Here is a 14,020-nt window from a genome sequence, read left to right on the forward strand (position 1 = left end):
CGACCATCGCCGCGCAACATGCGTCAGACAATCGCGACACAGACGATGCACAGGATTCCGCTGCTGACGTCGATTCCAACGCTTCCGCCGATTCCAGCGTTTCCTTCCTCACCCCGGACTCCGCTCCGAAGCTGCTGGTAGTCACGAAATCCTTGTCCACGTTGTCCTTCCCGCATGCGGCAAGGGAAGGCCTGCATGTCGCGCTGCTGACCCCGGTGCTCAACCCGCCGCCCTTCGACGTGCACAAGTCGGTGATTCCTGCGCCGCTGCCAGGTGCGGAGCATGCGCCGAAACCGCTGATTTGCGCGGGAACCGCGGACCCGTATTTCGATGAGCCCAAGGCGCATCTGCTCACCGAACGGGTGTGCACGTACCCGGATGCCAACCATTCCATCGAGGTTCCCGGCGATTGGTCGCGTTCAATCGACTATCTCAAAGACGTCACCGGACGGATTGTCGAGTATTCGCGCACGATCTGATGATGGTAGCCATGCCTGTGCCGGCGTCCGAACCCAATGACCGTCGGTACTCGCCCGAGTGCAACCGGTTGTCAGTGACGGTCGCTGCGAACGGCTTCACTGGCATCACCGGGCATCACCGTGCAACGGAATCACCGCTTCAAGGCTGAAGCTTCCGTTGGCCTGATCCCAGGTCATTGAACCGCCATGATTTTCGATGAGCCGGGCGTGCCCGCGCAATCCCAGCCGCGTTCCCGACTGTCTGCGTGCGCCCGAGGACATGCTCTGAGTGGCGGAAACGGCAGGTTGGTTATCCGCGTGGGTGTCTGCGGGGGAGGCGACCGTGTCGCACAAGGCGATGGTCATTTCGTCGCCACGGCATCCAACACTCAGCACGTACCCGCCTTCGCGCTCGCCGTACCGCAAGGTGTTGATGACGAGTTCGTCAAGCAGATCGCCGATGAGCCTGGCTTGCGCCCTGTCAACCGTTGTTCCGGCGGGAACCGAATTGGTGATGACGCCCTGCATTCCGTGTTCGGTAAGCAACTTGCGCCCCGTGTCCAGATGGTTGTCCACGAGGTGGAACGTATCGGCGGCATCGGTCTTGCCATAGGCTTCGGATCCCTCGTCATCCGCATTGCCGTCTTTGTTATCTGCGTCAAGCATCCGCACAATGTCGCGCGTTCCAGCCAACGCGTCGTCGATATCCTTGGCGAGTGCACGGGACTGCGGGTCTGGCGAGCTTCCCGCGAGGTCATGCGCCCGTATTGAGGCGAGACTGAGCCGATTGGCGACATCGTCGTGCAGACGCAGCATGACTTGTTCCTGTCTGCGCGCCCGATCGTCCTGTTCCCGCCGCCGGCGCCGTGCGTCTTGGTACTGTGCGAGGCCGATGCCCGCGAGTGCCAATGTCGCCACGCCGAGTATGAGTATGGCGACGCCCCATGTCATCGAATCGATGCGGATTTGCCAGATTAGCGCCGCCGCGGACAATGAAATCAGCACGGTGCAGTCGAGCATGCCCAAGGCGAGGAATGCGTTGACGCGTGCCAGCACGATGACGGCGAGCAGCACACCGAGCCAGAGCGACTGGGGGAGGAGCTGCGTGCTCGGTGGCACCAGTGAGCAGACGATCCATACGACCATGGTGAGGAATGCGCCTTGGGCTGGCCACCATGCGATGGACAGCAGCGCGGCACTGATGATGGCGGTTGCGGCGATGACCATGATGGCTGACATCAGGTCGCATTTTCCGCACAATATCGCGGTTTCAATGCCCGTTATCGCGATGATGGCGATGGTCGCGATGAGCAGTGGCATGTTCGGACGCCCGATGGCGAGGTGAATGCCGTTGTCCCGCCGAATGCTGCCTGGCGTGTCGTGGGGGCTTGCTTCGGGTTTGGCGTCTCGGGCGTCGTTGTCCGTGTTATTGCCGTTATTGCTGTTATTGCTGTTATTGCTCAACATGGATCCACCCGTTCTTTCTGGCGATGTCAATCGCTTCGATTTTGCTGGTGGCGCCCAGCCGCGCGAGTGCGTCGTGGAGGTGCACGTACACGGTGGCGCTGCTGGTGTGCAGGGTTTTGGCGATTTGCCCGGTCGTCTCTCCGGCGGCGTAGGCGGCGAGTACCTGCTGTTGCCGGGGACTCAATGGGTTGGCCGACGGTCGTACTGACGCAGTAGCTGTAGCTGTCGCCGCCGATCTGACCTCGCCCTGCCCGGTGTTGGCGAGACGGTTGATGGCCTCTTGCACGCTGGGATAGATTGCAGTGGCTCCTGTGACAGGCTGGTCGGAGGTATATTCCTCCGCGTTGTCGGCATATTCCGGGCCGCTTGTGCCGTTGCCTTCGCTTTGATATGCCTGTCCTGCCGCTGCGGCGATGATTGCGGGTCTCAGATTGTCGGGGATCCGGTCTTTCGCGATGAGCGCCTGCCCTCCGCATGCTGCGAGCCGTGTCGCCCAATCCGCGGTCGGTAGCGCGGTGATGCCGACCATGCCAGCCGCGCATCCGTGTTGTCGCAATATCTCACATACTCGGGTGCCGGGCATGTCGGATAATCCCATATCGATGACGAGCACTTGGGGGCGTGGGGAGGTGAACAGGCAATGGTGGATTGCCTTCGCGCCGGTCGAAACCGTCCACAGGATGCTGAATCGTGGGTCCAGCCGTTCGATCTGCGGGCGGAGCAGCGCAAGCGCATACGGGTCGTTTTCGACCAGTCCAATGGTGATATGTCCTTGGGGCATGGCTCGGCGGGCCGAAACATCGCTATGGCACCGGGGCGGCATGGGGGCATCATCTGTGTTCGTCATGGTTTCAGTGTATGGCGATACCGGCTGTTTCAAGCCGAATCTAAAGAAATCTTCAGCGCCGTTGCGGCGTTGGCTTGCTTCTGCGACGATAACACTATCCGAACATGATCCGGCAGCCGGGAAGCTGATACGCCCCTCCTGCCGTGTGGTCCTGAGGTTCTACGTGATCTCGTTGGAAAGGCGGGGAGACAAGACATGAACCATTCCACAGTCTCGACACCATCGATGCGGCTGACACGACACACGCGTTCCCCACAGCGGACAGCAATACCGGAACATTCCGGGTTGCCGATGCGGATTCTTCGCTTCGCCGCGTGCCTGATTACGGCCCTCGCCTTGGTACTCGCCGTGGTCGCTGTCGACGTCAGCCAATACCTCAACTGGAAGCAACCGCGTTTCGCGCGTCCTGTCCAGACAGCCCAGGCGGCCCATGCTAGCGGTGCGGATACGGGCGTCGCCGCCCGCGTGCAACGCTGGCAGGGGCTGGGATATCTCATGACCTCATACACCAATGGTGTGGACGCCTATCGAGCGATGACCCCGTTGACCCGGCGCAACAGCATGTGCGTGACCGATCCGGGGAAGGTCACATCCGCGGTGCACCGTTCGCTGGCCGGCTACCATACGGCCGCGTCAATCGGTTTGGATGACGGGTTCGTCGGTGTGCGTGTCATGGGCTGTGAAGGTGATGACCGCCGCGCGGTCGCCTATGTGGTCGCTGTGGAGCAGGACGCCGATGATGCGAAAACGCTGCATCTGGACAGTTGTGCCGCCGAGCGCGTCACACTGGTCCGGCAGGATGATGGGTCGATCCGCCCGCTGCGCCACGATGACGCTGCCTCGGATCGTTCGCTCGGACGCTGCGAACCTGATGCGCAGTCGAGCGGTCTCATCCCGCAATGGGTCACAACCATGTGGATCGCCGCAGATCGGGATGTGAGCGGTGGTGCGTAGGCATCAGCGCTTCGATATCAAGAAGAAATAACCAATAAAGGAGAAACAATGAAACAGGATAATCGCGCACCAAGCGCACGAAATCGCATCAAGCGTACGTTTGGAATGCTCGCCGCACTATGTGCCGCTGCTATGGTGGCGGCGCCAGCCACTGCACAAGAAGTTACTGCGCCTCAAGAACGTGCAAAAGCGCAAAGTTGGATTCAGACGTTATCGCCTGTTGAATACCGAGGGGTGCAATTATGCCGCACACCCATCATCGCTGAGCTGGGTAGCATTGACTACCCTCAAGCAGAATCGGTGGGATCTGCGACTTATCCGAAACTTTGCGTATTCCACGATCCCCAGCAGGCGATTGACGCTCTTCGCGGGAAAATACCGGAGGCGATGAAACGCATTGAGTCGCAAGAGCGTGTGGAACCGCTAAGTACGGCGAACTGGGTTGAATATCGCGAGGCGTTCAACGCGTATGACAATACGCATGATGCTGGTTCTGAAGGAGCGTTGGATCCGCATACTGAAGCATTGTTCCTGACGTTTTTCGATATTTTCGAGAATTCCAGTGAGAATATGGTGATTGCTCAGGCTGCGCAGGTCCTTGACGGAAAGCGAGCGAAGTTGCAACTGGACACAATCAGTGAAGTTGAAACAGAACTTAGCCCTTCTCAAGGCGATGCCGTGTCTGATTCCGTCCAAGGTGACTACTTGCAACAGCAAGCATCACCCCTTCGTCAGCTGAATCGACAGAACGAATATCAGTATGCATTTCGTTATGCCGTGCACCCGAATTCGAGCTACCGATACTACAAAGATAACGATTGCACGAATTTCGCGTCACAGATCCGGCGTGCTGGCGGAGAGCCGTTCCATCTTCCGACATGGGGATATGCGTCAGGGGGAGGAACAACCGCATGGGTCAATGCCAATGCGTTTTCCAAGTTTTTCGGTTGGAAATCTTGGACCTCTGACCACCGGAAATTCAGCACGTGGTTGGCTCCAGGCGATTTCATAGGTCTTGACCACGGCATCGACGGGAGTTGTGACCATATCGGATTTGTGGTTGCGACAGGAAGCGACCGTGGAAATTACAGAGACTATCAGGTTGCGCAACATTCCAAGAACTATGTTGATTGGGTAAGTTCCAATCAGAATACCTGGGAATGACAACCTGGCTCGCTCTATATCAGAATCAATTCATGACCTCTCGTACGCAAGGATGTCGTCATTCCTGTGTCGTTATCTAGATTGAAGCGCCATCTTCGTGAAGTGTTATTCACGAAGATGGCGCTTGTTGTTGGTGCCATGGGTGATGTGACTCATGGTAAAACGTACATCTTGCTTGTATACCCCGTAACTGTATGAGGCATGAAGATTTGAATCGTGCATGCTGTGGCATACGTCGCTTACCAGATAGGTGATATTTCGTGTTTCTGTGCGGCGATGCATGTCGTCTCGTATGTCAGAACATGCAGAATTCGCTGAATGGCATGTGATGTCTCTGTTCAATGCGGCGATGCGTCTGGTTGCGCATGCCATCCCATACAACTTGTCTGTTTTCCTGACGTATATGCTGCTGATGATGTTCTGTTATGAGGTGCTTGTCGTGTCATACGAAACTAGACAGGATGTGTGAACGACCCATCGGTCACAACGCATCACGGACGCAGACTGGCGCGATGAGATTTCGCAGTGCCTATGGTTTCGTTTCGCATATCAGCGCCACGGGATAACACTTCGGTATACTTGCTGACTATCTCGCACGCGGCTGTGAACGCTCACAGGAAACAGTGAGTGAAATCGGCGATATCGTCCAACAATTCCACTATCCTTGACAGTGTCATCACAACCTGAGCAAAAGGAGTAGTTGTGGCAGCAATTGAAAGCGTATACGCGCGCGAAATCCTTGATTCCCGTGGCAACCCGACCGTCGAGGTCTATCTCGAGACCGAAGACGGCGCACAGGGCCGCGGCCTGGTTCCGTCCGGCGCCTCCACCGGTGCCGCAGAGGCTTGGGAGCGTCGCGATGGCGACAAGTCCCGTTATCAGGGCAAGGGCGTGCTCAACGCCGTCAAGGCCGTGAACGAAGTCATCGCTCCGAAGGTCATCGGCATGGATGCCGCCGATCAGCGTGCTCTTGACGACACGATGATCGAGCTTGACGGCACCCCGAACAAGGGCAAGCTCGGCGCCAACGCCATCCTCGGCGTGTCCCTCGCCGCGCTGTATGCATCCGCAGAGTCCGCGGACCTGCCGCTGTACCGCTACATCGGCGGCACCAACGGCCACATCCTGCCGGTTCCGAACATGAACATCATGAACGGCGGCGCTCACGCAGACTTCGCCACCGACATCCAGGAGTACATGATCTCCCCGTACGGCTTCGACACCTACCATGAGGCCCTGCGCGCCGGCGTCGAGGTGTACCACACCCTGAAGAACGAGCTGAAGAAGGACGGCCTGTCCACCGGTCTCGGCGACGAGGGCGGCTTCGCTCCGAAGATGAAGTCGAACCGCGATTCGCTCGACTACATCATGAAGGCCATCCAGGACGCCGGCTATGAGCCTGGCAAGCAGATCGGCATCTGCCTCGACGTGGCTTCCTCCGAGTTCTACGGCAAGGGCGAGGAAGGCAAGTATCACTTCGAAGGCGGCGAGCGTGACGCTGAGTACATGCTCGACTTCTACGAGCAGCTGATCAACGATTACCCGATCGTCTCCATCGAGGACCCGTTCCAGGAAGAAGGCTGGGACGACTGGGCGGCCATCACCAAGCGCTTGGGCGATCGCTTGCAGTTCGTCGGCGACGACCTGCTCGTGACCAACCCGGCTCGTCTGCAGAAGGCCATCGACATGGGCGCGGCGAACTCCCTGCTCGTCAAGCTCAACCAGATCGGTTCCGTCACCGAGACCCTCGACGCCATCGAGCTGGCCACCGCGAACGGCTACACCTCCATGGTGTCCCACCGCTCCGGTGAGACCTCCGACACCACCATCGCCGATCTCGCGGTCGCCAAGAACACCCGCCAGATCAAGACCGGTGCCCCGGCTCGTGGCGAGCGTATCGCCAAGTACAACCGCCTGCTGGAGATCGAGGACGAGCTCGGTTCCGAAGCCCAGTACGCCGGCTACAGCGCCTTCAAGGCCTGCAAGAAGTACATCGCCAAGTGAGCTTAGCCTCACAGGTAGTGTGCTGACGGCATGTCCCTAGACGTGCCGCGCATTACGCAATACCCGTCGTGTTCGCAAGTCGAATGCGGCGGGTATTTTCGTCAGTATGACAACCAGTTCGCGAAAACCGGCGCGTCAGCGCACCCAGCAGACCGCCAAGACACGCAGGAACAGCGGACCGGTCTCGTTCTTCATCGCAGTGATCATCGTGATTATCGGCCTGATGCAGCTGGTATCCACCTTTCATGATTACGCGTTGAACCTCTCCGAGCTCAATGGCTTGAAAAAGCAGGAGGCCACGCTCGAAGCGCAGAAGCAGGATTTGGAGAACGATATCGCTCGTTGGGACGACAAAGCGTATGTCACCGCGCAGGCGCGCGAACGTCTTGGATTCGTGTTCCCGGGGGAGGTTTCGGTCAGGGTCGAGCATCCAGAGGCGGTCACCGGTTCGACCGCTTCGAAGAACAACAGTACGTCAAGCGCGCAGGATGAGAAGACGACACTGCCATGGTACAAGGAACTCGCTTACGCGTTCCAGCAGGCGGACACCCCGTCGAAATCCTCGTCATCGTCTTCGTCTTCATCGTCTTCGTCTTCGTCTTCGTCGAGCGGCAATGGCTCTTCGGGCAGCGGATCGGGTTCGACCCCGAGCTCGGGTTCAAACGCCAGCCCTTCGCCGTCGGCGAGTGCATCCGATTCGTCTTCGCCGTCGGCATCCCAGTAGGAGGGGCAGCCGGCAGGCGGCAGACCGGAAGCGGGGTCCAATCCCGCCGATGTCCGGATTTGTTCGCCGCCAGCTGATGACAAAACACCATGAACGCACTACGAATCACGAGACCACATCACAATCGCAACACACACCACAGGAGGAACATCATCCGATGACACCGGCGAGTGCAACCCCAACGCAACTGCTTGAGCGAGAGCGGCTTGAGCAGGAGGCTCGCGCGCTGCTTGACCGCCTCATGGCGCAGCCGCCGACAGCCAAGGACATTGCGACGGTCAACATGCAGCTTGGCCGATTTCCGCGCGGCATGGTCGCGGTCGGCGCTCGTTGTGTGTGCGGCCGTCCGCTGGCGGTGCTGACCCGGCCGTTGCTGCCTGGCGGCATCCCGTTCCCCACGACCTGCTACCTGACGAGCCCTGAAGCGGTCAAGGCGGTGTCTCATGTCGAAGCCACAGGCGTCATGAAACAACTCAACGAGCGGTTGGGAGAAGACGCCGAGCTGGCCCAAGCCTATGGCATAGCGCACCAACGGTATCTTGCCTTTCGGCACGAGCTCGCCGAACGGCTCGGCGACAGCGAAGAGCATATCGCGGGCATCAGTGCCGGCGGCATGCCCACGCGTGTCAAATGTCTCCACGCGCTGCTCGCCCAGACACTGGTCATGGGCAGTGGTGCCAACCCGATCGGCGATATGACCCTCGAACGGATTCGCGACGAGTTTAGCCCTACGGTTTGCCGCTGCACCACGGTCGTCGATGACGAGCAGATCGAGCGATTGTCGCAGGAACGGTAGTCTCGTACGCGCGGGAACGCGCCGAAATCGCATCCGCCGACAGTGATACGTCGGCGCACAGGGAAAGGAAACAGTATGACACAGCTTGTATCGCAACAGCAGGGCGGCACGGGCAAGTCGGTGACGGTTGCCGGCATCGATTGCGGCACCAATTCCATACGGCTGAAGATCTCACGTGTGGACGCCAACGGGTATGAGGATATCGTCCCGCGCGTCTTGCGGGTCGTCCGGCTCGGGCAGGATGTGGACAAAACCCATCGTTTTGCCGATGAAGCGCTTGAGCGCGTGTACGCGGCGGCGCGTGAGTTCGCGCAGATCCTGGCCGAGCATCCGGTTGACGGGCTTCGCTTCGTCGCCACGTCCGCGACCCGTGACGCTGAGAATCGTGCGGAATTTGAAGACGAGATCCAGCGCATTCTCGGCGTGCGGCCGGAAGTCATCCCCGGCACCGAAGAGGCGGCGTTGAGCTTCCTCGGAGCGACGAGCGTTGTTCCGCGCGGTGAGCTCGAGCCCCCGTATCTGGTAGTCGATCTGGGTGGCGGATCTACTGAGCTGGTGCTCGGCGGGGGAGACGAACAGAGTGAAACCGATGTCCAGGCTGCATTCTCGATGAACATCGGCTCGGTGCGTATGACCGAACGTCACTTGCACACCGACCCGCCGACCCAGCAGGAGATCGACGAGGCCGTCGCCGATATCGACGAGCATATCGATGAGGCCTTCCGTACGGTCCCGGCAGGCAAGACCCGCACCATCATCGGCGTGTCGGGCACGGTGACCACGATGACCGCGCTCGCCATCGGGCTGAAGGAGTACGACCATTCCGCGGTTGACGGCAGGCGGCTTTCGCTTGAGGACGCGTATGCGGTCGATGACCGGTTCCTGCGGATGACGCGCGAGGAGCGCCGGACGTACAAGACCATTCACCCGGGCAGAATCGATGTGGTCGGCGGCGGCGCGCTGGTGTGGAGCCGGGTGCTCGCCCGTGTCTCGCAGGCGGCGCTGGAGGACCACGGCAAGGCAATCGATTCGTTCGTCGCCAGCGAACACGGGCTGCTCGACGGCATCGTGCTCGATTACGGCCGCCGTCTGCTCGCCTCGCGCTGAACGGCGTGCCGACGTCGCCGATGCGTGGCGCGGCAAGACGCGGAACGCGTGTTTCGGCCGCGCCCGGTCCGCCTGCATGCTAGCATGGAACAGTTGCCCCCTTGGCGGAATTGGTAGACGCAGTGGACTTAAAATCCATCGCCATTGGCTTGCGGGTTCGAGTCCCGCAGGGGGCACTCAACATGCGACGGCGGGAAGCCGCTGACCCAGACACCTGCTTGACACCGAAGAAATCATCCTCCATGCGCAGGAACGCGCGTGGACCGGGCTGGCCTTGCAGCAGGCCATTGCCATTATCCGGCCGACGAAGATACCGGGCACCCGTGGGAGCGGAAAGCTCGTGACGTGAATTATCAGCTGCCGCATAATGCGGCAGCTGATAATTTTCGGTAGACTTAGCTATTGCGTCAATAGCTGATGTACTGACCATATTTTCAACTGGTTCATTGAAAAATGCGGCGGCGTTTGCAATGTCGGCGAGTGTCCATTCGGTCTTTCTGTTGAGTTTCGCGCTGATTGTTGCTTGAGTCTGATTCATCGCCTCAGCGAATGGGATTTGTTTGATGTCGTAGAGGGCCAAACGCACCCGGACGTTCTTTGTGAAAACATCTTGCAGGCGCTCTGAGGCATCTGTTTTTACTGAAAATCTAGCCATATCTCTAATTTATCGCACATTGAGTTGCAAAGGAAGTCTTTACGCGTTAAGATATAGACATGACCTATATAAATGGTATCACGGCTGAACGAATAGCCTTGCTGCTTGCCGAGTCCGACATGACTCAGGCACAGTATGCGGCAATCCTGAATGTTTCGCAGCCGACTGTCTCGGACAAGCTTGCGGGCGCAGTGCAATTCACCGCAAAGGACATACGGGCTACGGCAGTGCAGTTTGGTGTGACTACAGATTTTTTGTATGGGCTGACTGATGAAAGAGCGCCAGTGCATGCCGGATGATGCTTCCTGAAAAATGCCCGCGTGGAGTTGGCGCTCCATGCGGGCTGAGAGAACCAATCCAATCGATCACATTGCTTTAGAAAAACTGCTCAAGGTTGGCGCCTTGGGCCTTATGAAAGGACTAGTCTCATGACTGATTATTCCACACCATCCTCGACGAATGGCATCCAATATCGTGATTCGTCACAGGACTCGCAAGAGGAGGTGCTTGAGGCGGAAGTCGTCGACACTGTCGATGATGACAGTCTTGTCGAAACAAATCCGGTTGCCGTGCTCGCCGAGACGTTCGAGGGGCAAGAGCGGCCGACGCCGCCGTTGCCTGCGGGTGATACCGCCTTCACTGAGAGTGAGGCAAAGCGTCTGACCGAGGAGATCAAGGTCAAGATGCTGCATGCCGCTGAGGCGCAGTATGATCTGGTGCAGACCGCGCAGCGGGCATTCGACGGGCACATCTGGGTCGCACTGGGTTATGAGCGTGGCATGAAAGGCTGGATCGCTTATTGCGGTGACAATTTCACGGCTGATCAAATTCGGGTGACCGGTCAGCAGCGGACCGACCTGATCATGGGCTTCGACCCGAACAAGATTAGCAACAACGGGATTGCGGCGCTGCTCGGGGTTAGCCACACAACTGTCGACCGTGCGATGTCCAAGCGTGGCGCAATCAAGGGCAAGAAGCGTGGCGCGGATGGCAAGCTGTATTCCGACGTAGCGAAGAGTCTGACGCGTGAGGAGCGTCAGGCGGAGATTGTGCGGTTGCATGGCGAGGGGTTGAAGCAGGAGGATATCGCGGCGCAGGTCGGTGTGACGCAGTCAACGGTGAGTGAGGCGTTGCGTCGCAGTCGCGAGGAACGTGAGGACGCGCCCGCCGCGGAACCGGTCCCGCCCGCACCGGTCGCCGCGGGAGAGCTCGGCGAGGGCGAGCTGATACAGCCCGATGACAGCGCCGCCGACATGGACATGCATGCGTGGGTCGAGGACATGTGCGTCGCGATCGAACGCGTGGGCGTGAACATGGACACCATCATCGACGACATGTATTCCGACGAGTGGAAGCCGGGCAGCACGCAGGTCGACGAGGTCATGACCCGCTCCCAGGCACGCCTGTTCGAGATCCTCGAGAAGTTCTACCAGCTGCTCCGACGGATCGGCATGGACGCGTACGGCCTATGGCCGGAGGACGGCACGCCGTCCGGCGAGCAGGACCCGTTCATGGTGTGGGCCGACTTCATACACCGTACGTTGGGCCTGGTCAGCCGTATCGACAACGGCGAGGAAGAGAACCTGTAAGCCTCCGCCCGTCCCGCGCGCCTTTGGACCTGGGCGGCGGGCGGGTGTCATCCAAGCAATCCACGGAGTTAGGGGCGCCCGTATGCACGGGCGCCCGGACCGGCGTATGGCCGGAAGGGGATCATCATCATGCAAGAGGAAGAGAAAACGGCGCACAATTCCAGCGTGAGCATGTGGCCCGGCATAGCGGCCGGCACAGTGATCGGCGTGATCGCGTTCGTATTGAGTTTCGACGCGTTGCGCCTGGTGTTCATGGCGTGCGGCATCAACCCGTGGCTCAGCTGGGGCGGGCCGGTGTGCGTGGACGGGACGATCCTGCTGTGCACGTGGGCGACCTGGGGGTTCCGCAAGGCGCATATCCGCGGCGCCTGGTACCCGTGGCTCGGCCTGGTGCTGTTCAGCGGGTTCAGCATCGCGGGCAACGCGCTGCACGCGATGCTCGGCACCGGTGTCACCCTGCCCGCATGGGTGCCGCCGCTGATTATGAGCATCCCGCCGGTCGCGCTCCTGTACGCGACGCACCTGATCGTCATCATCGCCGGCGACCGGCTCGACAAAACCACCCGCACCGGCACGCCGACGGCAGGCATGGAGCCCGCCATGGGCGCGGAACCCGGGGTCGGGGACACGGCCGTCCCTCAGGCGGGACACGACGACGGCGAGCGGACGGACGAGACAGGCGATGCGGACGGGTTGACGGACCTGTTCGACTGGCGGGTGCCGGTGCCGCGCATGGGCGGGCAGGAGCCGCCGGCCCCAAAAGCCTTCGGGGGTGACGACATCATGGGCGTGACCCCCGCAACCACCGACAATGACGACGTGCCCGCCACCAGCATTCCCGCCACCGGCATTCCCACCGACGGGGACGACGGCACGGGCGTTGCAGACCCGGCCGTGATCGCCGACGACGGAGCAGGCATGGACGGCACCGTCCCCGAAGGGGATGGGCCGGACGCCGGGCAGGCGGATCCGGGGGACCCCACGGACACGGCCGGCATCGCACCGGATCCCGTGCCGGCTGCCGACGCAGCCGACGGCGGGACCGTCACGGAGGATGAGCCTGTCGCGAATGACATGGCGGTCGCGGGGGACATGGACGACCAGGCGGATGCGGGGCACGTGGACGTGTTCCCGCGGCCGGCGCTGCACGGCGAGTCCGCCGCGGACCGGGACTGGATGGCGTGGGATGGCTGGGCGCGCGCGCATGGCATCCGTCCCGATGCGGAGCGTGCCGTCGAGGACGGGCTCGCCGGGTCCGTGATGGTGGCCCGGCGCAAGTTCCGCCAGCTGGGCCTTGCGGGAAGGTAGGTGGCGTATGGACGACCGTGAGTTCCTCGCCGCCTACGGGGTCACGCCCCGGCAGGTCGACGAGGCGATCGAGGAGAACCGCAGACAGGCCGCGGCACGGCTCACGGCGTGGGGGTACGCGTGGGCCGTGGACGACATCCTGTGCGATGTCGCGGTCGAGCTGATGAACGGGGGACTGCGCCGATGGGCCGCATATCCCGACCGGCGACCCCTGGGCGCGTTCGTGAACACGCTGATCGGCAACCGGCTGGGCGAATGGATGGCCAGCGAACGGCCGAAATACCGTGGCGGCATGACCCACGCGCCCGGCCGCAGCCACAAGCGCCTGACAGGGCGTGACGGCGTGGAGGACGGGGCGGACGCCGAGACGGCCCGCGCGCGCCTGCGCCGCGAGGAACGGGCGGCGGGCATGGGACGCGTGTGCGAGGAGGACGACGTGGCCGGCGGCCCCGACGATACGGGATGCGCGGGCGACCGCGCCAGCTACCAGGCGTGGGCCGGGGATGACGGCGGGCAGGACGACGACCAAGACGGGTCCGGCGTGTACCTCGCGGACATGCGGGTCCTCAAACGCCTGGTGCGCGCACGGTACGGTCCGGGCGCATGGGACGAGCTCATGCGCCGGTGCACGACCGGCCGCGACCCGTCCCGGCGCCTGGCGGGCGAGATCCGCCACTGGCTGGAAAGCCATCACGCGGGCATGAACCCGGACATCGACGCCTACCCGCACATCCGCCGCGTCCTCGGATCGGCAAGGGCCAACGGCCGGTAAACGGCCGGGGCACGTGAACCAACAGACACCCATGCCGGCGGATGCCGGACGGAAGGAAAGGAACACCATCATGGACACCACAACCACCACGGGCCGGGCATCGATGCTCGACGGGAACGCGCGGCGCGTGCTGCAATGCCTCGCCGCGGCCGAACCGCTGCCCGGCGCCACGGAC

General features: G+C 61.2%; 12 protein-coding genes, 1 tRNA gene and 1 pseudogene. 12 read left to right on the plus strand and 2 right to left on the minus strand.

Features of this window, described 5'->3' with window-relative positions; genetic code table 11:
• Positions 1–479, plus strand: a pseudogene (locus ACI38B_RS02505) (hypothetical protein); the annotation flags it as partial.
• Positions 480–584: 105 nt separating this feature from the next.
• Here the strand turns inward: ACI38B_RS02505 and ACI38B_RS02510 are convergent.
• Both ACI38B_RS02510 and ACI38B_RS02515 read right to left on the minus strand, forming a co-directional pair.
• Positions 585–1,925 carry a hypothetical protein gene (locus tag ACI38B_RS02510; RefSeq protein WP_439729390.1) on the minus strand — a complete coding sequence of 447 codons (1,341 nt, stop codon included), beginning with the start codon at positions 1,923–1,925 and terminating at the stop codon, positions 585–587.
• The gene (locus ACI38B_RS02515; RefSeq protein ID WP_439729391.1) at positions 1,912–2,772 is read right to left on the minus strand and encodes a LuxR C-terminal-related transcriptional regulator; all 861 of its coding nucleotides are present in this window, start codon (positions 2,770–2,772) and stop codon (positions 1,912–1,914) included. The genes ACI38B_RS02510 and ACI38B_RS02515 overlap by 14 nt, the downstream gene beginning before the upstream one ends.
• A gap of 195 nt (positions 2,773–2,967) precedes the next feature.
• Here ACI38B_RS02515 and ACI38B_RS02520 point away from each other — a divergent pair, with 195 nt between their 5' ends.
• The 11 genes from ACI38B_RS02520 to ACI38B_RS02570 all read left to right on the plus strand — a co-directional run bounded on the left by ACI38B_RS02520 (position 2,968) and on the right by ACI38B_RS02570 (position 13,845).
• Positions 2,968–3,726 (plus strand): hypothetical protein, encoded by a 759-nt coding sequence (locus ACI38B_RS02520; protein WP_439729392.1) that lies wholly within the window; start codon positions 2,968–2,970, stop codon positions 3,724–3,726.
• 48 nt (positions 3,727–3,774) lie between these two features.
• Complete coding sequence (locus ACI38B_RS02525) at positions 3,775–4,890, plus strand: amidase domain-containing protein (RefSeq protein ID WP_439729393.1); 1,116 nt, start codon at positions 3,775–3,777, stop codon at positions 4,888–4,890.
• Between the two features lie 702 nt (positions 4,891–5,592).
• Positions 5,593–6,894 carry a phosphopyruvate hydratase gene (gene eno / locus ACI38B_RS02530; RefSeq protein ID WP_033493101.1) on the plus strand — a complete coding sequence of 434 codons (1,302 nt, stop codon included), beginning with the start codon at positions 5,593–5,595 and terminating at the stop codon, positions 6,892–6,894.
• A 106-nt stretch (positions 6,895–7,000) separates the two neighbouring features.
• On the plus strand, positions 7,001–7,618 hold the full coding sequence (locus ACI38B_RS02535; RefSeq protein WP_439729394.1) for an FtsB family cell division protein: 618 nt from the start codon (positions 7,001–7,003) through the stop codon (positions 7,616–7,618).
• A 157-nt stretch (positions 7,619–7,775) separates the two neighbouring features.
• Positions 7,776–8,414 (plus strand): DUF501 domain-containing protein, encoded by a 639-nt coding sequence (locus ACI38B_RS02540; RefSeq protein ID WP_439729395.1) that lies wholly within the window; start codon positions 7,776–7,778, stop codon positions 8,412–8,414.
• Between the two features lie 75 nt (positions 8,415–8,489).
• Positions 8,490–9,521 (plus strand): Ppx/GppA phosphatase family protein, encoded by a 1,032-nt coding sequence (locus tag ACI38B_RS02545; RefSeq protein WP_439729396.1) that lies wholly within the window; start codon positions 8,490–8,492, stop codon positions 9,519–9,521.
• Positions 9,522–9,616: 95 nt separating this feature from the next.
• Positions 9,617–9,697 (plus strand) — tRNA-Leu (locus tag ACI38B_RS02550).
• 538 nt (positions 9,698–10,235) lie between these two features.
• The gene (locus ACI38B_RS02555; protein WP_439729397.1) at positions 10,236–10,475 is read left to right on the plus strand and encodes a helix-turn-helix domain-containing protein; all 240 of its coding nucleotides are present in this window, start codon (positions 10,236–10,238) and stop codon (positions 10,473–10,475) included.
• Positions 10,476–10,604: 129 nt separating this feature from the next.
• On the plus strand, positions 10,605–11,765 hold the full coding sequence (locus ACI38B_RS02560; RefSeq protein ID WP_439729398.1) for a helix-turn-helix domain-containing protein: 1,161 nt from the start codon (positions 10,605–10,607) through the stop codon (positions 11,763–11,765).
• A 129-nt stretch (positions 11,766–11,894) separates the two neighbouring features.
• The gene (locus ACI38B_RS02565; protein ID WP_439729399.1) at positions 11,895–13,073 is read left to right on the plus strand and encodes a DUF2637 domain-containing protein; all 1,179 of its coding nucleotides are present in this window, start codon (positions 11,895–11,897) and stop codon (positions 13,071–13,073) included.
• Between the two features lie 7 nt (positions 13,074–13,080).
• The gene (locus ACI38B_RS02570) at positions 13,081–13,845 is read left to right on the plus strand and encodes a hypothetical protein (protein ID WP_439729400.1); all 765 of its coding nucleotides are present in this window, start codon (positions 13,081–13,083) and stop codon (positions 13,843–13,845) included.
• Positions 13,846–14,020: the final 175 nt, after the last annotated feature.

This window comes from Bifidobacterium sp. (genome assembly GCF_051876855.1).
In the GTDB taxonomy this organism is placed as follows: Bacteria; Actinomycetota; Actinomycetes; order Actinomycetales; family Bifidobacteriaceae; genus Bifidobacterium.